Below are 23,633 nucleotides of genomic sequence, written 5' to 3' on the forward strand. Positions count from 1 at the left end.
TCTGCCTTTGTCAAACGATAGGTGCCTTTTGGCGAGAGGCGTCAGCTTAAGGGGAAACCCATCGCCGAAACCATTTTCAGCCAGGGTTTGCGCCAACCGCCGGATTTGTCCGCGGTATCGAGCGCATACATGGTGACCTGCGCGCCGAGCCAGCGGAACGGCTCCGGCGGGATGGCATTCGGCAGGCTGGTGGCGAAGTCCAGCCGGCTCTCCGGCGTCTTCGAACCGTCGAGGATATCGAGCGCGATGCGTGCGCCGAAGCGGGAGGCGGAGACGCCGAAGCCGGAATAGCCGCCGGCGTAGACGACCTTTTCGCCGTAATAGCGCTGGAAATGCACGGCCATGCGGGTACTGAGATCGATCGGCCCGCTCCAGGCATGGGTGAAGCGCAGGCCTTCTAGTTGCGGGAAGGTATCGAAGAAGGCGGATGCCAGAGGCTCGTACGTTTCGAGTTCCTTGTCGACCGAAGGGAAGGGGTTGCCGGCAAAGGCGTAAGCCAGGCGACCGCCGAAGATGATCCGGTTGTCCTTGGTGAGCCGCATGTAGTTCATTTGCGTGCGGGTATCGTAGACGCCCTGCCGGTGTCCCCAGCCGATCGACGCCATGCGGTCGGCTGACAGGGGCTCCGTTGCCAGCACCCGGTCGCGAACGGCGACGACCCGGTGCTTGATCTTTTTGTGGCCCGAGGCAAAGGCATTGGTGGCGAGAAGAACCTTGGGCGCGGTGACGCTGCCCGAAGGCGTCGTAGCCTTCATCCGGTCGCCAAGATCTTCAAGGCCGGTCAGTTCGGTGTTCTCGAAGATCTCAACGCCGAGGGTGAGCGCAACCCGCTTCAGCCCGAAGGCAAGCAGCGCCGGATGCACCGTGCCGCAGATGTGCTTCGACCAGACACCGGCCTTGTAGCGTGGCGAATTGATTTCGCTGCGGACGGCGCCCTGGTCGAGGAAGACGGCCTGGTGGCCATATTTGAGATGGAGTTCGTGCTCTTCGTGCAGCGCTTCGATATGGGCATCGTCGACGGCTACTGTCAGCTCTCCACCCCATTCGGCGTGACAGTCGACGGCGTGTTCCTCGAGGGTCTGCAGGAAGCCGTGCATGTTTTCCTGGCCAAGCCGCTCGAGCGCGGCGATGTCCTTGGGGAAGATGCGCACGGCATTCGAAAGTCCGTGCATGACCGACGTCGAGACGACGCCGCCCGGCCGGCCCGAAGCGCCGTTGGCGATCGAACCCTTTTCGATCAGCACGACGTCGATTTCGGGCTGGCGCTGTTTCGCCTGGATGGCTCCCCACAACCCGGTAAAGCCGCCGCCGACGACGAGCAGGTCAGCCTTCAGATGGCGCGTCAGTCGCTCTCGCGGCTCGGGCGCGTCCGGCCGGTCGAGCCAGAAGGGCGCCATCGTCACATCTGCAAGGGCTTTGCTTCTTACCTTGGTCATGGGGACGCCTCACATCACTTCGCGGCTGGTGCGGTGTAGAGGACGTAGACCTTGCGCATAGTCTCGAGCACTTCGAAACGCACCTCGACGCCGGCAGGCAGGACGTAGCTTTCACCGGCCTCGAAGGTCTCGATGGAACCGTCCGGGTTGGTGATTGCGACCTTGCCCGAGAGGATCACACTGTATTCGCTGCCATCGGGGTAGGAGAGCATTTCCGCATAGGGCGTCGACTGCCAGGTGCCGATCACGACGGCCTGGTCGGGGCTTTCGAAATGAACATCGCCGAGTTCGTCTGCAAAACCGGACAGGATCGCCTCCGGCGGGACGACGCTGCATTTCTCAAGCTCGCGCAGGCCGACACCGTTGCGCCCGAGTTTGATGACCTTCGACATGTTCACTCCAGTTCAGAAAGACGAGCGGCAAGTACATCGGCCGCCCTTCAAGGTTTCGTTGCTATATTTTCGCGCAAAGCAGCCTGGTGCCTGAGACCAATGTGTCGTCTCGACAGTCACATGCCGTCTTGCGTGCCGCCGATCTACTATGGGGCTTGCCCCATTTTTCTAGGCGCCCGGGTCAATGTCCGGAATACGCCTTAGGGCTAGGTTTGGAGGACGAGAGCCCGGCTCAGGGGCGGCGTCAGCCCTTGCGGAGCCTGGCTTTCGCTGCCGATGTCGTTGTTTTGGTTGCTCAAATGATAGTTTTGGATTTCCCGTAGTGAAAATCCGTTACTTGCGACGCACTAAACCTTCGCCTAATCTGCGCCTGGAGGAGAACAACATGAACAACGATACGATCGTCAAAGTCTGCGCGGCGACGCAGCGGGTGCCCGGTGTGGGTGATCTGGCGCTATCTCTGATGGAGGGGGTCGGCCGTTCGGATTTCCAGGATCGTCTGGCGCAGTCGCTCAAGCGACACATCGCAATCGATGCCGGTCTGATGCTCCTGTATCGGCGAAACGCAGCGCCGAAGATCCTGTTCAACGACTGGCGTACGGACAGGGGCCTGTCCGATATTCGAGCCTACCTGCAGGGCCCGTATCGGCTCGACCCGTTCTACCGGCTGGCGCTCGACAACGGCGACGATGGTCTTTATCGCCTGAGGCACATCGATCCGTCCTTCGACCGGTCGCAGTATTACCGCGACTACTACCGCCACTCGGGCCTGCACGACGAATTCAACGTCTTCATCGGAATCGATGCCGACACGAAGATCGCGATCTCGCTGGCGCGACGCCACTCCCACGCGGCCTTCAGCGGAGAAGACCAGGATTTCCTGCAGAGCGCGGCGCCGCTGCTCAGCATGGCCGTGCTCCGGCACTATCGCGACCTCAGGCCCGAGAGCCTCGGCGATGACGGCTCGCCGCTCCAGAGCGCATTGGCGCAGGCAATCCGGAACTTTGGCCGCAGCCTGCTCACCGATCGCGAATGCCAGGTCGCGCAGATGATCCTGCGCGGATATTCGGTCAAGGGGGCCGCTGAAAAGCTCGGCATCTCACCGGCGACCGTCAAGCTGCACCGCCGCAACCTCTATGCCAAGCTCGACATCAGCTCGCAAACCGCGCTGTTCTCGCTATTCATCGATGCGGTATCGTCGGCGAGCAATGCCTTCGAAGATCCGCTGGCCACATACCTGTCGCCGGGCGGCGCGCTTCTGCCACACTGATCCAGGGCGTTGAAACGGCGCAATTCCAGGAGAGATGTTTCCTGGATTTGCCCTTTCTGGTCAGGCTGTGGTGGCTCGCTGTTCCGAGCGTCGCGAGACCAGTTGCGCGGCCACCATTCCCAAAACCACGATGCCGAGGATGATCGTCGAGATCGCATTGATTTCGGGCGTCACGCCGAACTTGATTTGCGAATAGATCTTCATCGGCAGAGTCGATGCGCCCGGGCCGGTCGTGAAGCTTGAGATGACCAGATCGTCCAGCGACAGGGTGAAGGACAAGAGCCAGGCGGAAACGATCGCCGGGATCATGTTCGGTAAGGCAACGCTGACGAATGCCTTGGCCGGCGGGCAGCCGAGATCGCGGGCCGCTTCTTCCAGCGACGGGTCGAGTTCGACCAGCCGCGACTGCAGCACGACGGTCGCAAAGCAGAGCGTGAAGGTCGTGTGCGCCAGGGTGATGGTGAGCGGCCCGCGATCGATGCCGAGCGTCACGAACATCAAGAGCATCGAGACGGCCATCACCACTTCCGGCATGACCATGGGCGCCAGCAGCATGCCGTTCAACAGTGCCCGGCCGCGGAAGCGACGCAGCCGCACCATGACGACCGCCGCGAGCGTCCCGAGTATGGTTGCTGCCGCTGCCGAGACCGCAGCGACCAGGAAGCTGACTTTCGCACCCTCGACGATCGAGGGATTGTTGAGAACGGTTGCATACCATTGGGTCGAGAAGCCGCCCCAGACCGTCACGAGCTTCGAGCCGTTGAAGCTGTAGATGACGAGAACGACGATCGGCAGATAGAGGAAGGCGAGGCCGAACAGGATCGAGAGCCGATTGAACCAGCTTGGTTTCGTCATGGCCAGCTCCTCAGGTTCGTTCGCGCGACTGGCGCGATTGGAAGTAGACGATCGGCACGACCAGCAGCGCGAGCAGCACGATCGTCACGGCGGCGGCCATCGGCCAGTCGCGATTGTTGAAGAACTCGAGCCAGATGGCGCGGCCGATCATCTGCGTATCGGCGCCACCGAGCAGATCCGGGATCACGAATTCGCCGACGACCGGGATGAAGACCAGGGCACAGCCGGCCAAAACACCGGGAAGGCTCAAGGGGAAGGTGACCCGCCAGAAGGCGGAGACGCGGGAGCAGCCGAGGTCGCGCGCCGCCTCGATCAGGGTGCGGTCGGCGCTGCTCAAGGTCGAATAGATGGGCAGGACCATGAAGGGCAGGTAGGTGTAGATGATGCCGATATAGATCGCCGTCTCGGTGTTGAGGATGCGCAGCGGCTCACCGATCAGGCCAATCTTCAAGAGCAGCGCGTTCAGAAGTCCGTCGTTCCTGAGGATGCTCATCCAGGAATAGACGCGGATCAGCATCGAGCTCCAGAAGGGCACGATCACCAGGAAGACCAGAAGCGACTGCGACGAGGGCGAGCAGGAAGCGATGCCGTAGGCGAGCGGATAGGCGATAAACAACATGGCGGCCGTCGAAATCGCCGCGATCTTCAGGCTGGTGAGGTAAGCGAGAAGATAGGTGTCGTCGGTGAGGACGTAGAGGAAGTTCTCGAAGTTGAGGCGGAGGTTCAGGATCGATCCGTCCCAGGCCGTCAGCGGCTCGAAGGGCGGCATGCCGAGCCGCACTGTCGAAAGGCTGATGACGGCAACCAGCGCGAAGGGCGCCAGGAACAGGACGAGAAGCCAGGCATAGGGAATGGCGATCAGGAGGCGCTTGCCCCAGTTCGTTTTTGCGGACGGTGTCGCTGCCGTGAGCATGGGAACCTCCTATTCGGCCAGCAGCCGGCTTGCCTGCGGCGACCAGCTTGCGAACACCCGGTCGCCGACGCCAAGATCGTTCTCGGCTCCGAGATTGACCCGGCGTGCGTCGAGCGTCGCACCAGATTTCAGCCGGACGCGGTAGTGCCGCTCGACACCGGTATAGGTGAGCTGTTCAACCGTGCCTTCGAGACCACTGCCCGAAGTCGCGAGTTCCACCCGCTCGGGGCGGACCGAGACCCAGAACGGCGCATCGAGCGCGACGCGGTCGGTAAAGGCCGCATGCAGCCGGCCGCCGGCTTCGTCGCTGTCGATCTGCAGCTCGCTGCCGCTGCGATCTGCCCGGCTACCTGCAAACACGTTCGTTTCGCCAAGGAACTTGGCGACATAACGGGACTGGGGCGTTTCGTAGACTTCCGAAGGCGAGCCGACCTGCAGCACCTGCCCCTGCTTCATGATGGCGATGCGAGTGGAGACTGTCATCGCCTCGTGCTGATCGTGGGTGACGATGATGAAGGTGAGGCCGAGCTCCCGTTGCAGGCGCACGAGTTCGAGCTGCGTTTCGGTGCGCAGGTTCTTGTCGAGCGCCCCGAGCGGCTCGTCGAGCAGCAGAACCTTCGGCCGCTTGACCAGCGCACGGGCGAGCGCCACGCGCTGGCGCTGGCCGCCCGAAAGCTGCGCCGGCTTGCGGTCGAGCAGCGCCGAAAGCTGCAGCTTCTCCGCAACCTCGTCGATACGCTTCCTGATCTCGCTCTTGTCGAGACCATCCTGTTGCAATCCGAATGCGACGTTCCGGCCGACCGTCAGATGCGGGAACAGCGCATAGGACTGGAACATCATGTTGGTCGGTCGCCGGTGCGCCGGAACGTCGGTGACATCGGCCCCTTCCAGTTTGATGGCGCCGGATGTCGGCGTCTCGAAGCCGGCGATCATCCGGAGCAGCGTCGACTTTCCGCAACCCGAGGGGCCAAGAAGCGAGAAGAACTCGCCCTTCTCGATGCCCAGATTGATGTTGTTGACAGCGGTGACGACGCCATAGGACTTCGCCAGGTTCTCGATCGAAATATAGGATTGCACGGTGTTCTGGTCCTGCTATTGACGGATCGCTTACTGGCCGGCCCTGAATGCCGACCAGACGCGGGTGCGTTCGCGCGTCTGGCGCGGTGGCAGCGACTTGTCGACGAAGAGCTTCGAACGGACCTCGGCAGGAGGATAGATGTTCGGGTTGTCGCGGATCCCGGCATCGACTTCGGCGGTCGCCGCGGTATTGGCGTTGGCGTAGAAGACGTGGTTGCTGATGGCCGCGACCGTCTTGGGCTCGAGGATATAGTCGATGAAGGCCAGCGCCTGCTCCGGATCCGGCGCATCGGCCGGCATCGCCATCGTGTCGAAGGAGATGATCGTTCCTTCCTTCGGGATCGAATAGTCGACCTTGACGCCGGTCTCGGCTTCTTCGGCGCGGGCAGCGGCAATGCCGGCATCGCCGCTCCACATCAGCGCCAGGCAGAGCTGGCCCGACGCCATGTCGGCGACAAGCTGCCCGCTCTGCATGTGGCGGATATAGGGGCGAAGCTTGAGCAGCAGCTCCTTCGCCTTGTCGAGGTCGTCTTGCTTGGTGGAGTAAGGATCGAGGCCGAGATAGTTGAGCGCGATCGGGATGACCTCGTTCGGCGCATCGACGATGCCGATGCCGCAATCCTGGAATTTCTGGGCGACCTCCGGCTTGAAGAACATGTCGAGGCTGTTGACCGGCGCGTCCGGCAGACGCTCAGCCACGAGCTTGGCGTTGTAGGCGACGCCTGTCGTCAGCCACATGTAGGGCACCAGATATTTGTTCTCCGGGTCATGCTCGGCGACGAGCTTCAGCAGGTCCTTGTCGAGATTGCCGTAGTTTTTGAGCGCTGTGACATCGATCGGCTTAAGTGCGCCGGATTGGATGAGGCGTTCACCGACCGTGGCGCTTGGAAAGGCGACATCGAAGCCGCTGCCGCCGGCGAGCAGTCGGGTTTCGAGCACTTCGAGCGAATCGTAGAAGTCCACGCGCGTTTCGGTACCGGTGCGGGCCTGGAAGTTCGAGACCGTGTCTTCGGCGAAGTAGTCGGAGAAGTTGTAGATGAAGAGTTTGTCCTGCGCCTGGGCAGTCGTTGAGACCGAGATAGCGGCGAGCGATGCCGCAAACATGGAGCGCAGTGCGGTGCGGGTCAAGTTTTGCATAGTTCCTCCCAAGGACATCGTATTTTTGTTTTCGCCAAAGTGATTGGCGGGTCCTGCGAGGGCAACACTCCCTTTGGCTAGGTGCGGCGAGCCAGGTGTCGACGTAAATGGCAATCGACGCCTGCCTTCGCTGCGTCAAACATGTTGGTTTGATCGCGATCGAAGTAACATTCGATCAATGGGCATTTCTCGGCCTGCAGCGCCTGATAGGGTTCCGGCGAAATCAAAAGGGAGAGCTTCGATGGATGAGAAATTCAATCAGCCGCTGGGCGGCAACGACATGCCCCGCTTCGGTGGGCCGGGCACGATGATGCGCCTTCCCACCGCGACGTCGGCTGAAGGCCTCGATGCCTGCTTTGTCGGGATCCCGATGGATATCGGCGCATCCAACCGTTCCGGCACGCGTTACGGGCCGCGGCAGATCCGTGCCGAATCCGTGATGATCCGCCCCTACAACATGGCGACGGGGGCAGCACCCTTCGAAAGCCTGCAGGTGGCCGATATCGGCGACATCGCCATCAACACCTTCAACCTGCCGGCCAACATGGAGATCATCACCCGCAACATCGGCGAGATCCTCAAGCATGATTGCATCCCGCTGACGCTTGGCGGCGATCACACGATCAGCTACCCGATCCTGAAGGCGATTGCCGAAAAGCACGCGCCGGTCGCCCTCATCCATGTCGACGCGCACGCGGATATCAACGACACGATGTTCGGCGAAAAGATCGCGCACGGCACGCCGTTCCGGCGCGCCTACGAGGATGGTTGTCTCAATCCCAATCTTGTGTTCCAGATCGGTCTGCGCGGCACCGGCTATGCGTCCGATGACTTCGACTGGTCGCGCGACAAGGGCTTCACCGTCGTCCCAGCCGAGGAATGCTGGCACAAGTCACTCGTGCCGCTGATCGACGGCATCCGTGCGAAGATCGGCAACCACAAGACCTATCTGACCTTTGATATCGACAGCCTCGACCCGGCCTATGCTCCGGGCACCGGCACGCCCGAGATCGGGGGGCTGACCGTCATCCAGGCGATCGAAATCATCCGCGGCTGCCGCGGTCTCAATCTCGTCGGCGCCGATCTCGTCGAGGTCAGCCCGCCTTTCGATACGACGGGAACGACGGCGATCACGGCGGCGAATCTGCTTTACGAAATGCTCTGCGTGCTGCCGGGCGTGAAGTACAAGCGGTAGGCCGCCGAAGAGATCGGAAATCAATTATCAGGAGGCCGCGGGCGGCCTCCTTCCCGATCCATGTTTGCGAAAGTATCTAGCTCTTTGCCGGCCGCAGGCGGCTCCAGATCGGCGCGACGACGTTGCCCATGACGACGATGGTTGCGGCGCCGACGGCGATGGCAAGCAGGGCCTGGAGCGCCGAGGTCGTGAACCAGCCGACGACCGCCGGGGCGACCGTCAGCGTGTGGGCAACGCTTTCGGAGACATCGTGGATGAAATGTTCCGGCCCGGCCTGGCCCAGTTGCGCCATGCCATGCACGAGGATGCTGCCGCCGACCCAGAGCATGGCCGCGGTGCCGATCGCGGCAAGAACTTTCAGGAATGCGGGCATGCCGAGAACGAGGCCGCGGCCGAGAACGCGCAGGGCGGACAGCGGGTTCTTCGCCAGCGCGACGCCGGCGTCGTCGGCTTTGACGATCAGGGCGACGACCCCATAGACGGCGAGCGTGATCAGGATGCCGACGCCGGCGAGTACAGTGCCCTGCATGTAGATGCCGGCATCGGCGACGGTCGACAAGGTCAGCGCCATGATCTCGGCCGAGAGAATGAAGTCGGTGCGGATCGCGCCGGCAACCTTCTCGTTTTCAAGCGCCACCGGATCGCTCTTTTCGCCGAGCACCGCTTCCTCGTGCGCGTGGGCCGCATGCGGAAAAATTGCGCCGTAAAGCTTCTCGGCGCCCTCGTAGCAGAGATAGATGCCGCCGAGCATCAGCAGCGGCGTGATCGCCCAGGGCGCGAAATAGCCGAGCAGCAGTGCGCCGGGCAGCAGGAATAGCAACTTGTTCTTCAGCGAACCAAGGGCGATCCGCGCAATGATCGGCAGTTCCCGTTCAGGCGTCAGCCCCACCACGTATCGCGGCGTCACCGCGGCGTCGTCGATCACGACGCCGGCCGCCTTGGCGCTGGCCTTCGCGGTCTGGGCCGCCACGTCGTCCAGCGAAGCGGCCGCCATCTTGGCGATGGCTGCGATGTCGTCGAGGAGGGCGATGAGACCTGTGGCCATAAGTAGCTAACCCCTTGAGAAGAATCCGAGAAACGCGGCTCCAGAAGCGCCAGTAACCACCATAGCGTGTCGAGTCAACGACAGCCGGGTGACATTGAAAGGTCGTCGGCCTCTCGCGGCGAGCTCAATGTTGGTTATCAAATCGTGAACGTGCGAGCGCATTCTTTCGTTGACGAGTGTCTCATTTCGATTTACGACTGACGAAATACAAAATTCGTCAGTCGTAAATCGAAAGGCAAACGATGCCGGTGAGCAATGATAACGTCGTGGATCAGACGCGCCAGGACAACATCACGCGGATCCTCGACGCAGCGGAGCGGTTGTTCCGGCATTTCGGCTACAGCAAGACCAATGTCGCCGACATCGCAAAGGAACTCGGCATGTCGCCGGCGAACATCTACCGCTTCTTCGCCTCGAAGACGGAGATCCATCAGGCGATCTGCGGCCGCATGCTGGCGGCCAGCTACCAGATGGCCCGGGAGATCTGCGCCTTGCCATTGAGTGCGAGCGAGCGGCTGCGCCGTTACGTACACGCGCAGCATCAGATGACCGTCGAGCTCATGCTCGACGATACCAAGGTGCATGAAATGGTGGTCGTTGCCATCGAACGCGAGTGGCACGTCATCGACAAGCATATCGACAGGCTCGACGCGCTTCTCGCCGACGTCATTCGCGAAGGCATCGCCGCCGGCGAGTTCCCGGAACAGGACGCCGATGCGGCGTCGCGCTGTTTCGGTGCGGCGACCGTCACGCTCTGTCATCCGCAAATGGTTGCGCAGTGTCTCAGCAAGACAAACCGCGCGGCACCGGAAGAGCTGGTCGAATTCGCGATCAAGGGACTGAAGGTCTAGAGCATCCCGCTCTCAAGTGGAAACACTCGAAGCGGAAAGATGCTCTAGAATCAAAGTGCTAGAGCGTCCTTTGCGCGTTCATCTGAACGCACGGCGCTCTAGCCGGACTGCTTCCGGCGCCAATGCGGCGTCGGCCTATTTTTCAGGAGTGCGACTATGTTTATGCCGATTGAATTTCGCCGCCGTATTTCATTCATTGCCACCGTTGCGCTGATTTCGACCCTCTCGGCGGCGCTTGCCGGCTGCTCGGAAGAAAAGTCCGAAACTGCTGAAGTCGTGCGCCCGGTCAAGGTCGTCGAGATCGCCCAGGCCGACAATGTACGCCAGCTCAGCTATTCCGGCGCCGTGCGGGCACGGACCGAGATGAATCTCGGCTTCCGCGTCAGTGGCAAGATCGTCGAGCGCGTCGTCAATGTCGGTGACCGCGTCAAGGTTGGCGATCTTCTCGCCCGCATCGACCCGACCGACTACGAGCTCGCGGTGCGCAGCGCGTCCGCCAATCTGGATGCGGCCGAGCGTCAGGTCGAAACGGTCGAGCTGGTGCGCGACCGCGCCAAGCAGCTGCTTGCCAGGAAATTCGCCTCGCAGGCCCAGTTCGACCAGGCGGTGCTGGGTTACAACCAGGCTGTCGCCACGCGCGATGCAGCGAAGTCGGCACTGTCACAGGCGAAAAACCAGGTGGTCTATACCAGCCTCGTCGCCGACCGGCCGGGCATCGTGACCTCGATCAACGCCGATGTCGGCCAGGTCGTCGGTTCTGGCACGCCGGTCGCCACCGTTGCCGTCGAAGGCGAAAAGGAAGTCCAGGTCGCAGTACCCGAAACGGAAATCAGCAATTTCAAGGCTGGCTTGCCGGTGAAGGTCGGGATCTGGTCCGATGCGGGCCTGTCGCTCGATGGCACGGTGCGCGAGGTTGCCGGCAGCGCCGACCAGCAATCGCGCACCTTCTCGGTGCGTGTCAGTCTGCCAAACGACCAACGCGTCCTGCTCGGCATGACCGCGACCATCGAAGCTTCTGCCGGCAATGGCGTGTCGTTCGTCTCGGTACCCTTGAGCGCGCTGGCTGAGAAGGATGGCTATCCGATCGTCTGGGTCGTCGACCGCGGTACGGAAACCGTCCGCAGCCGCCCGGTCACGCTTGCAGACTTCACCACCAATGGTGTGCGGGTCACCGAAGGCCTCAAAGTCGGCGATCTCGTTGTTGCCGCCGGAACGCAGTTCATGACGGACGATCTCAAGGTGACGATCTCCAACGATACGACGCACCAGGCTGCTGCCGCAGCCGAAACCGTCGTGCGCTGACGTCACCAAGATAGCGGAACCGAGCCGATGATGACCTCCTCTTCCGAAGAAAAGCGGCCTTTCAACCTTTCGCGCTGGGCGATCGCGCATCCGAGCATGGCGCGGTTCCTGTTCGGCCTCATTATTCTCGCCGGCGCCTTCGGCCTGATGCGCATGGGGCAGAAGGAGGATCCGGACTTCACTTTCCGCGTCATGGTGGTGCAAGCCTTCTGGCCTGGCGCCTCGATCGAGGAAATGCAGGACCAGGTCGTCAACAAGATCGAGCGCAAGTTACAGGAAACGCCGCACCTCGACTTCGTGCGCTCCTACACCCGCGCCGGCAGTGCGATCATCACGCTGCAGGTCGAGGGCGATACCAATGCCGAGCAGGTGGCGGACGCATTCTACCAGGTGCGCAAGAAGGTCGGCGACATCTCCAACGAACTGCCCGAAAGCTTGCTCGGCCCCTATTTCAACGATGAGTTCGGCGACACCTTCATCACGCTCAATTCACTAAGCGGCGAGGGCTACAGCTATCCGGAGCTGAAGAAATTCGCGATCCAGGCGCGCGATATGCTGCTGACGACGCCGGGCGTCGAGAAGGCTGTGATCATCGGCGACCAGCCGGAGAAGATCTATATCGACGTCTCCTCGAAGGTGCTGGCCGAACGCGGCCTGACGCTCAACGATCTGCGCAGCACCATTGCGGGCCAGAACAATATCGATCCTGCAGGCTCCGTCGACACCGGCACGCGCTCGGTGCGCATCTCGGTCGAAGGCGGCCTGGACAAGGTCGAGGACCTGAAGAACCTCCGGCTTCGTGCCGGCGGCCAGGTCACGCGCCTCGGCGATATCGCCACGGTGACCTCGGGGCTCGAGGATCCCTATTCGCGCAAATTCCGCTTCAACGGCCAGGACAGCGTCCAGATCGGCGTCGTCATGGCCAAGGGCTTCAAGGTGACGGATGTCGGCAAGGCGGTCGAAGAGACCTATCAGCGCTTCGAGACGTCGCTGCCCTATGGGGTCAGTGTCGACCAGGTCTCCAACCAGCCTGAGGTCGTCAAGGAAGCAGTCGGCGAGTTCATGAAGGCGCTCGGCGAAGCGCTGGCGATCGTGCTCATCGTATCGTTCCTGTCGATCGGCTGGCGCTCGGGCCTGGTGATCGCGATCACCATCCCGCTGGTGCTCGCCGCGACCTTCGCCATCATGTACGAGCTTGGCATCGATCTGCAGCGCATCTCGCTCGGCGCCCTCATCATTGCGCTCGGCCTCCTGGTCGACGACGCCATGATCGTCGTCGAGATGATGGAAAGAAAACTGGAGGAGGGACTGGTCAAGGTCGAAGCCGCGAGCTTCGCCTATACCTCCACCGCCTTCCCGATGCTGACCGGCACGCTGATCACCACCGCCGGCTTCATTCCTGTTGGCTTTGCCGCCTCGACCGCCGGCGAATATGTACGTTCGCTGTTTTATGTGGTCGGCATCGCGCTGGTCGTCTCCTGGTTCGTTGCGGTCTATTTCACGCCCTGGCTCGGCAACATGCTCTTGAAGCAGCGCAGCCACGCCGGAAACCATCACGACGTCTTCGACACGCGCTTCTATCGTCATCTGCATTCGACCGTTGCCTGGGCGGTGCGCCATCGCATCATCGTGCTTTCGACCACGCTCGCCATCTTCTTCGTCAGCCTCTGGGCCTTCCAGTTCATTCCGAAGAACTTCTTCCCGCAGTCGTCGCGGCCGGAAATCCTGGTCGATCTGTGGCTGCCCGAGGGCACGAGCATTAAGGAGGTCGAAAAGCAGGCCAAGGCGCTTGAAGCCCGGATGATGGATGATGAGGACAAGCGCTTCATCGCCACCTATATCGGCGAGGGAGCCCCGCGCTTCTTCCTGCCGCTCGACCAGCAACTGCGTAATCCGAACTTCGCCCAGCTTCTTATCATGGCCAAGGACGAACCGGCGCGCGAGCGGCTGATTGCCAAGATGCGTGCGATCCTTGCCGCCGACTTCCCGTCGATCCGTTCCAAGGTCGACCGCCTGTTCCTGGGGCCGCCGACCGGCTGGCCGGTACAGATGCGCGTCATGGGTCCGGACCGCGAAGAGGTCAGGCGCATTGCCGACCGGGTAACGGCGAAGTTCCACGAGAACCCACTTCTGGGCGCCGTTCACGACGATTGGCTGGAGCCGGTAGCGGGCATGAAGCTGGTCATCGACCAGGATCGCGCCCGCGCGCTTGGCGTCACATCCCAGCGCATCCGCCAGATGCTGCAGGCGAGCGTCACCGGCGCGCCGCTCGACAACTTCCGCGACGGCGAGGAGACGGTGGCGATCGTCGCCCGCGAGCCGGCCGAAAGCCGCAAATTGCTGAGCTCGGTCGATTCCATCTACATCCCGACCGATTTCGGCGGCTTCGTGCCGCTCTCGCAGGTCGCCAAGGTCGTACCGGTACTCGAGCAGGGCATCGAATGGCGCCGTGACCGCCTGCCGACGATCACCGTGCGGGGAACCTTGCCGGACGGCGTGCAGCCGAACGACGTGGCGATGAAGATGTTCGGTGAGATGCAACCGCTGCGCGACAGCCTGCCTGCCGGCTATTCGATCGCCATTCAGGGTGGGGCCGAAGATTCAGCCGAAAGCCAGGCCTCGATCGCCGCCAAGGCGCCAATCATGCTCGGCGTCATCGTCGTGCTGTTGATGATCCAGCTCCAGCATTTCGGCAAGGCGATGCTGGTTCTCGCCACCGGACCGCTCGGCATCATCGGTGCGGCGGCGGCCCTGCTCATCAGCGGTGCCCCTTTCGGCTTCGTCGCGATCCTCGGCGTCATCGCTTTGCTCGGCATCATCATGCGCAACTCGATCATCCTGGTCGACCAGATCGACCAGGACATTGCCGCCGGCATGGATCGCGCCGAGGCGATCATCGGATCTGCCGTCCGACGCTTCCGCCCGATCACGTTGACGGCGCTGACGGCGGTGCTGGCACTGATCCCGATCTCCCGCGGGGTCTTCTGGGGACCGCTTGCCTACGCCATGATGGGCGGCATCCTGGTCGCGACGGTGCTGACCATTCTGGTATTGCCCGCTGGCTACGCGCTCTTCTTCGGCCGGGAGCCAAAGAAGAGCACCGCGGAACCGGAGAAGGCGGACGAGGTCAATGCGGATGCCGAGGTCGAGGAGTCGATCGTCTATCCCCCGGCCGTGGCGGCGGAATAACGCCACGGCACTCTCAAACAAACCGCTAGAGTCATTTGGGGTTAGGCCGTGACATACATGGCCTGGCCCTGAGCCAGATATTGGAACAGCTCATAGCTCATCCAGATGTAGCCGCGACGTCCGTTCCACTCGCAGCCCCAGTCCTGTCCGAAGCTGTTTTGGATGAGGATCGCCTGCTGCTCGTCGTCGTAGCCGATAATCAGCATGCAATGGCCGACATTCGGGACCTTGTTGAGGGGGCCGGTCATCGGGCCGGGGCCTTCGTATTTCATGAAGCCTTCGTTGAGCGACGTGCCGTAACATAGCGCACCGCCGGCGGCGATGACCGCCTTGATCGCGTCGAGATCGCTGGTTTCGACGATGGCCCAGCCGGGAATCTGGAAGCTGCCATCGGTGGCGGCGTTGGGATCGTAGCTCGACCAGAGCTCGGGGCAGTTCGGATAATAGGGGGCCGTCTGCCAGTTCGGCGTTCCGCTCTGCTTGAGCAGGTTGAGGTAGGATGCAAGCCGCGATCCCGCACAGCCCTTTTGCCCGTAGCTCTTCATGACTTCGATATAAATGTGGGCTGGGCTTGCCTGCAGCGCCGTGCTCGATGGGGACTGGCTCGCCGCTGCGGCCGCCGTGTAGGTGGCGAGCCCATAGGTCGAAGCCCATGCGGCGCAGCTCCCGGGACTGCCGACATGGCGTGGCGTCCCCTGCGCCTTCGGGGGCGGGAGGTATTGCGGGTCGACGGTCGCCGCGGTCGGCAGCGCCGCGGGCACCTGCGGCCGGATGAGTGGGCCATCCTCTCGGATGGTGGGATCATAGCCGAGATCGAGAATTGCTTCATGCACCGACATGTAGGCCTCCTGTCAGCAGCTCCAGCTGCGTAGGTTGAAGGAATGATGTCACTGGGCAGGTTCCGGCAGTCCGCCGGTATTTCGAGGCGTGCTCAGGCTAAACCACGCTCCGGCCAAGGATCGCAGTTCGCCATGTTTCGAATTGATACACGCAGGGGTAGAGTATATCATGATCGTGCACGTTAGGTATCCTGAGTTTTAATGGGGTAACTCCGGAAGTTCTCCAGTTTCGCGGGCAGCATCTCGGCGGCAAGGGCGTCAGTCTTCATGTGCCGTGAACCGGTCTGGGTGCTGCTTTTCACGCTGGTATTTCTTGGGACGCCGCTGAGCCTTTCGCCGATCCTGGGCTGCGCCGTGATTCTCTTTGCGATGCTGAGCCAGGTTGTTTTGCGATCAAAATCGGGCGGCTGAACCGATCCCCGAGGCTCGATTTCCGCAATTGGTATTGCAATGAGAAATACCACTCACCCTCTTTTCCCGAAACTTTAGGCAGGGCGAATTAGCCCGATTGACAGCGCCTCTTTGGCAGACTTATCGTTAAGTCAAATTACTTGACTTAATAGATCGATCAACGAAACCTGAGGGGGAATTCGTCATGACGGCAGTCGAGGAAATGCGGCTTTTGGGCACTGCGCCGGGAGCTGGGAGGAGGCGGGCGACAGCGGCGCGATGGCGCCTGGGAGCGGTCGCCGCAGCGCTGATGATGCTCGCGGCCGCCGAGGCCCGGGCCGAAGCGGTGCTCACCATGCACATCGAGGAACAAACGAGCTGGGTGCAGAATTTCAACCCGTTCGACCTTGGTGGCCGTCGCCAGAGCACGATGGATTTCGTCTACGAACCGCTGGTGATCTTCAACGATTACGACGGCGGAAAACCGGTCTTTCGGCTGGCGACCGCTTACAAGTTTGCCGACGACCTGAAGTCGATCACCTACACGCTGCGAGACGGCGTCAAATGGTCGGACGGCAAGCCGCTGACCTCGGCGGACATGAAATTCACGCTCGAGATGATGCTGGAGAACCCGGCTGTCGACACGGTCGGCGTTGGCGAAACGGTTGCCTCGGTGGAAGCACTATCGCCGACCGAAGTGAAGATCAATCTCAAGGACGTCGACACGCATTTCCCGGAATCGCTTGCCGATTTTCCCGTCGTGCCCGAGCACATCTGGAAAGACGTGAAGGACCCGCTCGCCTTCAAAAACGAGACGCCGGTCGGTTCCGGCCCGATGACCGAGATCCGCCGCTTTACGCCGCAGGTCTATGAGCAGTGCCGCAATCCCAACTACTGGGACGCCGCGACGCTGAAGGTCGATTGCCTCAAGCTGCCGCAGATCTCCGGCAACGACCAGATGCTGGCGCTTTTGCCGGAAGGCGCGATCGACTGGTTCGGCTCGTTCCTGCCGCAGATTGACAAGACCTATGTCGGCCTCGACGCCGAGCACAACGGCTACTGGCAGCCGCCGGCCGAAACCGTCGCCTTCCAGATGAACTTCAAGTCGTCGAACCCCGGCAATGCCGAGGCCTTCAACGACATGACCTTCCGGCGCGCCTTCAGCCTCGCGATGGATCGCACCGCGATGGTCGATATCGCCGGCTTTGGCTATCCCGTCGTCAACACCCTTGCGAGCGGCCTGCCGCCGCGCTTCGACAGTTGGCGCAACAAGGCAGCCGAGGGCGCGCAGGACGAGTGGCTCGCCTATGACATCGACAAGGCCAACAAGCTGCTCGACGATGCCGGCTACAAAAAGGACGGCGACGGCTTCCGCACCACGCCGAGCGGCAAGCCGATCGCTTTCCCGATCATCGTTCCGAACGGTTGGACCGACTGGATCGACGCGGTGCAGATCGCGACCGAAGGCCTGCGCAAGATCGGCATCAATGCGTCCGTTGCCACGCCCGAATACGAGCAGTGGCAGAAGCAGATCCTTGACGGCAGCTTCGAAGCGGTGATGAATTCACGCGCCGACGGGCCGACGCCCTTCCGCGGCTACTTCCAGTCGCTGTCGACCGGCTTCGGCGGGCGCATCACCAGCGCGCCGTCGCGCTATTCCAACCCCGAGCTCGACAAGGTGTTCGATGAATACCGCCGCGCCGCGACGGACGAGGAGCGCAAGAAGCTGTTCGACCAGGTGCAGGTGATCGTTGCCGACAACCTGCCTGTCGTTCCCGTCTTCAACGGCCCGACCTGGTACCAATTCTCGACCAAGCGCTTTACCGGCTGGGTCACCAAGGACGAACCTGTCATGAACCCGGAGGACCACGACAACAACCGGATGCGGCTGGTGCACCTGCTCCGCCTCAAGCCTGTGCAATAAGCAACGACGGGCTCCAACGATGCGACTTTCCCGTCGACGGCTTGCCGTCTATTGCGTGGCGTTCCTATTCGCGATCGTCATGAATTTCGCGGTTCCCCGGCTGATGCCGGGGAGCCCCGTCGACAGCATGATCGCCCGACTCGGACCGCGGGCAACGCCCGCGGCCATCGAGGCGATCAAGGCGCGCTTCGGCGCGATCGAACGGCCGATCTGGCAGCAATTCGTCGACTATGTCGTCGGGCTCGCCCATTTCGATCTCGGTGTCTCCGTCAAATATTACCCGCAGACGGTGCTCGAGGTTCTCGGCCGTTCGGCCGGCTGGACCGCATTCCTGGTCGTTACCGCCATCGTCTTTTCGCTCTCGATCGGCGTGCTCTTAGGCGCCATTGCCGCCTGGCGTCGCGGGGGTCGTTTCGACAGTTTCGTTTCGCCTTTCTCGGTCGTGCTGATCGCCGTGCCGCCGGTGATCATCGCGCTCGCGACGTTGTTCACCTTTGGCGTCACGCTGCGGCTGCTGCCGGTCGGCTACGCCTATGATCCGAGCCTTGATCCCGGGCTGAACTTTACCTTCTTCTGCAGCGTCTTCCTGCATGCGATCTTGCCAGTGCTGACGCTCTCGCCCTATCTCATCGGCGAGTTCCAGACGACGATGCGCTCCAGCATGATCTCGGTGTTGGGCGAGGACTACGTCACGATGGGACGGGCCAAGGGACTTTCGGAAACGGCCGTGATGTTCGGCTATGCGGCGCGCAATGCCATGCTGCCGGTTTTGACCAACCTCGCGCTGATGCTGGGGGCGGTCTTCGGCGGTTCGATCGTCACCGAGATCGTCTTCAACTATCCCGGCCTCGGCCTGACGCTTTATACCGCGAGCGTCGCCCGCGATTATCCGGTCATCCAGGGACAGTTGCTCTTGATGACGATCGCCACGCTCGGGGCCAATCTCCTGGTCGATATCATCTATGGCGTGGTCGATCCGCGCATAAGGGAGGGCAGGGCATGAATGCGGGCGTCTCCTTGTTCCGGCGGCAGAAGAAAGCCGTTGCCGGACTTGTCATCATTCTCACGCTTTGCCTGATGGCGCTGTTTGCGCCGGTGCTGGCGCCCGGCGACCCGAGCGAACGCGTCGGCCGCTCGCACCAGCCGCCGACGGTCGAGCACTATTTCGGCACGACGAAGATGGGGCGCGACGTCTTTTCGCAATTTGTCTGGGGCGCTCGGCCGTCGCTTGCCGTCGGCTTTGCCACCGGCCTTGCCATTACCGCGCTCGGCACCATCGTCGGCCTCGTTGCTGGCTATTTCGGCGGGCGCACCGACGCGACGCTCGACCTCGCGACCAATGCCGTGCTGGTCATCCCCAACATCCCGTTGCTGATCCTGCTGGCGTCCTTTGCCGGCACGGTCGGGCCGCTTGCGATCATGGCGATCATCGCGCTCACCTCCTGGCCCTGGGGCGCGCGCATGACCCGGTCGCAGACCATGGCGCTTCGGCAGCGCGAATTCGTAGTGGCGGCGCGTATGGTCGGCGAGCCGCATTGGCGAGTGATCTTCGTGGAAATCCTGCCCAATCTGGTGCCGCTGATCGGCATCAACGTTGTCGGCAGCATCATCTACGCGATCGTCGCCCAGACGACGCTCGAATATCTCGGCTTCGGCGATCCGCTGCGGGTGACCTGGGGCACCATGCTCTACAACGCCCAGAATTCCTCGGCGATCATCGTCGGCGCCTGGTGGGACATCGCCGTACCGGCCGCAGGCATTGCCCTTGTCGGTCTCGGTCTCGCGCTCATCAACTTCACCTTCGACGAGATCGCCAATCCGCAACTTCGCTCCGGTCCGGCCTTGAGCCGCTGGCTGCGTCTCACGCGGATGCGCCGCCGCGAACTGGAGGCTGCCCGATGAGCGACGCACTGCTTGAAATCCGTAACCTCAATGTCGATTACCTGCTCGATGACGGTGCTTTCCGCGCCGTCAATGAGGTCTCTTTCGAGGTCAGGCGCGGCGAGCTCTTCGGCCTTGCCGGCGAGTCCGGCTGCGGCAAGAGCACGATCGCCTACGCGATCACCCGGTTGTCGAAAGCCCCGGCCTGGGTCGCCGGCGGCGAAATCCTGCTCGATGGGCAAGACCTTCTCAAGATGCCGGAATCCGCCTTGCAGAATGTCCGCTGGCGGCGGATCGGCATGGTGTTCCAAAGCGCGATGAATTCGCTGAACCCGCTGATGCGGGTCGAGGCGCAATTCTTCGACGTGCTGCGCAAGCACACCGGCGCGACGCGGCCACAGGCGCGGACGCGGGCGGAAGAAATGTTCCGGCTCGTCGGCATTCCGGCGGGTCGTCTCGACGACTATCCGCACCAGTTCAGCGGCGGCATGCGCCAGCGCATCGTCATCGCGATCTGCCTGGCGCTGAAGCCGGAGCTCATCATCATGGACGAGCCGACGACGGCGCTCGATGTGGTGGTGCAGCGGGAAATCCTGGAGCAACTCGTCGATCTGCAGCGCAGCCTTGGCTTCTCCGTGTTGTTCATCACCCACGACCTGCATCTGATGGCGCAACTCTGCCACCGGATCGGTGTTATGCTGAAGGGGCAACTGGTCGAGGTCGGCGACACCCAACAGATCAGCCGTGCGGCGATCCACGACTACACGCGCAAACTCTGGGGCGCGATCCCGCAGCTGCCGCGTTCCGCCCGCAGCTTGGGGGTCGTCGAATGAACGTAATGCCGGTATCGAGCACAATCCTTGACCATCAGACCGACATCGTCCGTCTGAAGGATATCAGGCGCAGCTTCGGCGCGGTCGAAGCGCTCAGAGGGATTTCTCTGGCGCTTAGGCCCGGGCGTGCGCTGGCACTGGTCGGCGAGTCCGGTTGCGGCAAGACGACCTGCGCCCGCATCGTCGCGCGGCTCGATGCGCCGAGTAGCGGGGCCCTGCAGTTTCGCGGCGCCGACGTGACCGAGCCGGGTGACCGCGCCGCCGAGAAGCTGCGCCGCCGCGCGATCCAGATGGTTTTTCAGGACCCCTTCGCGTCACTCAATCCGGTGTTCTCCGTCTTCCATCACCTCGCGCGGCCGCTGCTTTTGCATGGCCATGCCAAGAACGCCGGCGAAGCGAAGGCCGCGGTCGCGCGGCTGCTAGCCGACGTCGGCCTTGATCCAAACATCACGGCGCGGAAGTTTCCTCATGAGCTCTCCGGTGGCCAGCGCCAGCGCGTCAACATCGCCCGGGCACTTGCTGTTGCGCCGGACGTGCTGGTCGCCGACGAGCCGACGTCGATGCTCGACGTTTCGATCAGGCTCGATATCCTCGAGCTGCTCGCGCGGATCAAGCGTGAACGGAACCTCGCCATGCTCTACATCACCCACGATATCGCCACCGCTGCGCACATCGCCGAGGAGGTGGTTGTGATGTTTGCCGGCCAGATGGTCGAGTGGGGCGAGACCAATGCCGTCATCGGTAGTCCCCGCCATCCCTATACCCAGCTTCTGTTGTCAGCCGTGCCTGATCCGGATCGCCCGTTCGTGCCGGGGCAGAGCGCCCGCTTCCTTGCCCATGCCGAAGAGGTGCGGCGCCTCAGCCGTCCGGCATCGGACACGGTAGAGGAGGTCGCCGAAAACCATTTCGTCCGCGCCCTTGGCCAAGCTCCGGCGTGAGCTATGTGAACCGAGGACAGCCCCCGAGAACTCCGCCGGCCTTCGGCCGGCTGCAAAGATCAACATTTCATGGAGCCGTTTGATGACGTTTGCCGCCAAATCTGAATTCCTGCTGGAAACCCTCTGGGTGCCGGTCGGGACAGCCGACAGGTCCGTCTATGCACTGACCTTGACCAACAACTCGGATCGAGTGCTCAAGGGTTTTCGGCTCGGCGTTTCCGGCCCGGCTCGTATCGACCCTGCGGCCGAGATCGAGGGTGGCAAGCTGCTCGTCCGCCTATCCAACTATGCCGAGTTCGCAGCGCCGGAAGACCTCGAAGTGCCGCCGGGCGCAATCTGGACGCTGAAGGCACATGGAATGAGCTATGAGCCGCGTCACTGGACCGATGGTGCCAACGCCGCCTTCCTGGTGCTCTCCGACGGCACGATGGCGCCGGTGGCGGTGCTTGCCTCGCGGGCGCACGGAGACAATGCCGAGCTGAAGCGTGGTGCTGCCGTCTATCCGGTGCCGAAGGTGGCGCCGGTCCCGGTCTCGATTGTACCGTGGCCGCAAGCCGTTTCCGTTTCCGGGCAACTGGTGGCGCCTCCGGGGCTCGACCTCAAACCCGAGGGCGAGGAAGCTCACAGCGCTGCAAGGGCGTTTGCCGATCTCACCGCAAGCCTGTTCCCGGTCGAGGGCATCGTTCGCCCGGCGTCGGAGGGCGGTTATCCGGTATCGCTGGCGAAGACTGGTGACCTCGGCCCGGAAGCCTATGCCATCCGCTTCTCTCCCGCTGGCGTCGCCGTTTCCGGTAGCACGGCGACCGGCATCCTCTATGGCCTGATCACGCTTGGGCAGATCCTGCGCGGCGCGCGGCTGTATCCGGGCACCTTCGTGTTTCCGACCGGCGGTGAGATCAAGGACGAGCCGGCGCTCGGATGGCGCGGCACCCACCTCGATGTCGCCCGGCAATTCTACAGCACCGCCGAGGTTGAGCGCTTCCTGCAGCTGATGGCGTGGAACAAGCTCAACCGTTTCCACTGGCACCTGACTGACGACGAGGCTTGGCGCGTCGAGATCGACGCCTATCCGGCGCTGACGGAAATCGGGGCCTGGCGCGGCCACGGCCGCAAGATCCCGCCGCTGCTCGGCTCCGGACCGCAGCCGACCGGCGGTTACTATACTAAGGCCGCGATCCGCCAGATCGTGGCGCTGGCGGCAAGCCTCGGCATCGAGGTGATGCCGGAGATCGACATTCCCGGCCATTCCTTTGCGATGCTGCAGGCGATCCCGGAACTGCGTGACCCCGAGGAGCAGGGCAGCTATTTTTCGGTCCAGGGCTTTCCGGACAATTGCCTCAATCCGGCACGAGAAGAAACCTACCGGGTGCTCGAGATCATCTTCGACGAACTGATCGAACTGTTCCCGATGCGGGCCATTCATGTCGGCGCCGACGAGGTACCGCTCGGCGCCTGGTCGGGCTCGCCCGAGGCGCTCACACGGCTTCGGGCGCTTGCCGGAGACGAGGTTGCCGAAACCCATGCCAAGCGGCTGAATGTCGTCACCAACACCCACGGCGCCGACGAGATCGACGGATCGGGTGCTGCGGTACTGCAGGGCGAATTCCTGGCGCGCGTGCAGGCGTTTCTCGCGAGCCGCGATTGCGTCACCGGCGGCTGGCAGGAGGCGGCGCACGGCAACGTCATCGATAAGAAAAAGTCGCTGCTTTTCGGCTGGCGCACGGTCGAGGCGTCGGCAGCACTCGCCGAAGAAGGCTACGACATCGTCGTCTGCCCCGGTCAGGTCTACTATCTCGACATGGCCAACAGCCCGGCCTGGTCGGAGCCTGGCGCCAGCTGGGCCGGCTGGTCGGATCCGGAAAGGCTCTACACCTTTGATCCGGTCGAGGGCTGGACGGACGCGCAGAAGAAGCACCTACTCGGCGTGCAATGCTGCATCTGGTCCGAGCCGATGACCGACCGCGCCGTCTTCGACCGCCTCGTCTTCCCGCGGCTTTCGGCGCTGGCGGAAACCGGCTGGACGCGGCCGGAGCGCAAGTCCTTCAAGCGTTTCGCGGCGCTCGTCGGGCTGATGCCGGTGCTCTACGGCTTCTATGCCGCGGAGTAGGGGGCGAATGAGTTTCCAGTTTTCGTCTGGGCTTGGCCAGTCGATGGATTGGATAGGTA

The 23,633-nt window shown here is 62.6% G+C and carries 20 protein-coding genes; 11 read left to right on the plus strand and 9 right to left on the minus strand.

Annotated elements, in window-relative coordinates:
* Window positions 1-41 precede the first annotated feature (41 nt).
* Entirely contained in the window at window positions 42-1,436 is a 1,395-nt protein-coding gene (locus tag ACTJKE_RS19210; protein WP_113512078.1) for an FAD-dependent oxidoreductase, read from the minus strand.
* A gap of 14 nt (window positions 1,437-1,450) precedes the next feature.
* Entirely contained in the window at window positions 1,451-1,828 is a 378-nt protein-coding gene (locus tag ACTJKE_RS19215) for a cupin domain-containing protein (protein ID WP_058329968.1), read from the minus strand.
* A gap of 385 nt (window positions 1,829-2,213) precedes the next feature.
* Here ACTJKE_RS19215 and ACTJKE_RS19220 point away from each other — a divergent pair, with 385 nt between their 5' ends.
* Entirely contained in the window at window positions 2,214-3,098 is an 885-nt protein-coding gene (locus ACTJKE_RS19220) for a helix-turn-helix transcriptional regulator (RefSeq protein ID WP_058329967.1), read from the plus strand.
* 60 nt (window positions 3,099-3,158) lie between these two features.
* Here the strand turns inward: ACTJKE_RS19220 and ACTJKE_RS19225 are convergent, their stop codons facing one another.
* The 4 genes from ACTJKE_RS19225 to ACTJKE_RS19240 are packed head-to-tail and all read right to left on the minus strand — an operon-like array spanning window position 3,159 to window position 7,080.
* Entirely contained in the window at window positions 3,159-3,953 is a 795-nt protein-coding gene (locus ACTJKE_RS19225) for an ABC transporter permease (protein ID WP_058329966.1), read from the minus strand.
* Window positions 3,954-3,963: 10 nt separating this feature from the next.
* The gene (locus tag ACTJKE_RS19230) at window positions 3,964-4,866 is read right to left on the minus strand and encodes an ABC transporter permease subunit (protein ID WP_058329965.1); all 903 of its coding nucleotides are present in this window, start codon (window positions 4,864-4,866) and stop codon (window positions 3,964-3,966) included.
* 9 nt (window positions 4,867-4,875) lie between these two features.
* Window positions 4,876-5,943, minus strand: a complete 1,068-nt coding sequence (locus ACTJKE_RS19235; protein ID WP_058329964.1) for an ABC transporter ATP-binding protein — start codon at window positions 5,941-5,943, stop codon at window positions 4,876-4,878.
* 30 nt (window positions 5,944-5,973) lie between these two features.
* On the minus strand, window positions 5,974-7,080 hold the full coding sequence (locus ACTJKE_RS19240; RefSeq protein WP_058329963.1) for an extracellular solute-binding protein: 1,107 nt from the start codon (window positions 7,078-7,080) through the stop codon (window positions 5,974-5,976).
* A 241-nt stretch (window positions 7,081-7,321) separates the two neighbouring features.
* Here ACTJKE_RS19240 and speB point away from each other — a divergent pair, with 241 nt between their 5' ends.
* Entirely contained in the window at window positions 7,322-8,275 is a 954-nt protein-coding gene (gene speB / locus ACTJKE_RS19245) for an agmatinase (RefSeq protein ID WP_058329962.1), read from the plus strand.
* Between the two features lie 76 nt (window positions 8,276-8,351).
* Here the strand turns inward: speB and ACTJKE_RS19250 are convergent, their stop codons facing one another.
* Window positions 8,352-9,320, minus strand: a complete 969-nt coding sequence (locus ACTJKE_RS19250; RefSeq protein WP_058329961.1) for a DUF808 domain-containing protein — start codon at window positions 9,318-9,320, stop codon at window positions 8,352-8,354.
* A 242-nt stretch (window positions 9,321-9,562) separates the two neighbouring features.
* Between ACTJKE_RS19250 and ACTJKE_RS19255 the strand changes: the two genes are divergently transcribed.
* The 3 genes from ACTJKE_RS19255 (at window position 9,563) to ACTJKE_RS19265 (ending at window position 14,662) form a co-directional block, all read left to right on the plus strand.
* Entirely contained in the window at window positions 9,563-10,171 is a 609-nt protein-coding gene (locus ACTJKE_RS19255) for a TetR family transcriptional regulator (RefSeq protein ID WP_058329960.1), read from the plus strand.
* A gap of 156 nt (window positions 10,172-10,327) precedes the next feature.
* On the plus strand, window positions 10,328-11,473 hold the full coding sequence (locus ACTJKE_RS19260; protein WP_058329959.1) for an efflux RND transporter periplasmic adaptor subunit: 1,146 nt from the start codon (window positions 10,328-10,330) through the stop codon (window positions 11,471-11,473).
* A gap of 30 nt (window positions 11,474-11,503) precedes the next feature.
* Entirely contained in the window at window positions 11,504-14,662 is a 3,159-nt protein-coding gene (locus ACTJKE_RS19265; RefSeq protein WP_058330134.1) for an efflux RND transporter permease subunit, read from the plus strand.
* Window positions 14,663-14,703: 41 nt separating this feature from the next.
* On the opposite strand, the gene ACTJKE_RS19270 is transcribed toward ACTJKE_RS19265, so the two are convergent.
* Together ACTJKE_RS19270 and ACTJKE_RS19275 are read right to left on the minus strand one after the other, a co-directional pair.
* On the minus strand, window positions 14,704-15,501 hold the full coding sequence (locus ACTJKE_RS19270) for a C1 family peptidase (protein WP_058329958.1): 798 nt from the start codon (window positions 15,499-15,501) through the stop codon (window positions 14,704-14,706).
* A 182-nt stretch (window positions 15,502-15,683) separates the two neighbouring features.
* Window positions 15,684-15,965, minus strand: a complete 282-nt coding sequence (locus tag ACTJKE_RS19275) for a hypothetical protein (RefSeq protein ID WP_156437194.1) — start codon at window positions 15,963-15,965, stop codon at window positions 15,684-15,686.
* Window positions 15,966-16,201: 236 nt separating this feature from the next.
* Here ACTJKE_RS19275 and ACTJKE_RS19280 point away from each other — a divergent pair, with 236 nt between their 5' ends.
* From ACTJKE_RS19280 to ACTJKE_RS19305, 6 genes are all read left to right on the plus strand, one after another.
* Window positions 16,202-17,815 (plus strand): ABC transporter substrate-binding protein, encoded by a 1,614-nt coding sequence (locus ACTJKE_RS19280; RefSeq protein ID WP_082663775.1) that lies wholly within the window; start codon window positions 16,202-16,204, stop codon window positions 17,813-17,815.
* A 19-nt stretch (window positions 17,816-17,834) separates the two neighbouring features.
* Window positions 17,835-18,818 (plus strand): ABC transporter permease, encoded by a 984-nt coding sequence (locus ACTJKE_RS19285; RefSeq protein WP_058329957.1) that lies wholly within the window; start codon window positions 17,835-17,837, stop codon window positions 18,816-18,818.
* Window positions 18,815-19,717, plus strand: coding sequence for an ABC transporter permease (locus ACTJKE_RS19290; RefSeq protein ID WP_058329956.1), 903 nt, complete (start codon window positions 18,815-18,817; stop codon window positions 19,715-19,717). Before ACTJKE_RS19285 ends, ACTJKE_RS19290 begins: the two co-directional genes overlap by 4 nt.
* Window positions 19,714-20,529, plus strand: coding sequence for an ABC transporter ATP-binding protein (locus ACTJKE_RS19295; protein WP_058329955.1), 816 nt, complete (start codon window positions 19,714-19,716; stop codon window positions 20,527-20,529). The genes ACTJKE_RS19290 and ACTJKE_RS19295 overlap by 4 nt, the downstream gene beginning before the upstream one ends.
* A complete protein-coding gene (locus ACTJKE_RS19300) occupies window positions 20,526-21,467 on the plus strand; it encodes an ABC transporter ATP-binding protein (RefSeq protein ID WP_058329954.1) in 942 nt (313 codons plus the stop codon). The genes ACTJKE_RS19295 and ACTJKE_RS19300 overlap by 4 nt, the downstream gene beginning before the upstream one ends.
* Window positions 21,468-21,549: 82 nt before the next feature.
* Window positions 21,550-23,574, plus strand: coding sequence for a beta-N-acetylhexosaminidase (locus ACTJKE_RS19305; RefSeq protein WP_058329953.1), 2,025 nt, complete (start codon window positions 21,550-21,552; stop codon window positions 23,572-23,574).
* Window positions 23,575-23,633: the final 59 nt, after the last annotated feature.

Source organism: Ensifer sp. 22521 (assembly GCF_052044795.1).
Taxonomy (GTDB): Bacteria; Pseudomonadota; Alphaproteobacteria; order Rhizobiales; family Rhizobiaceae; genus Ensifer.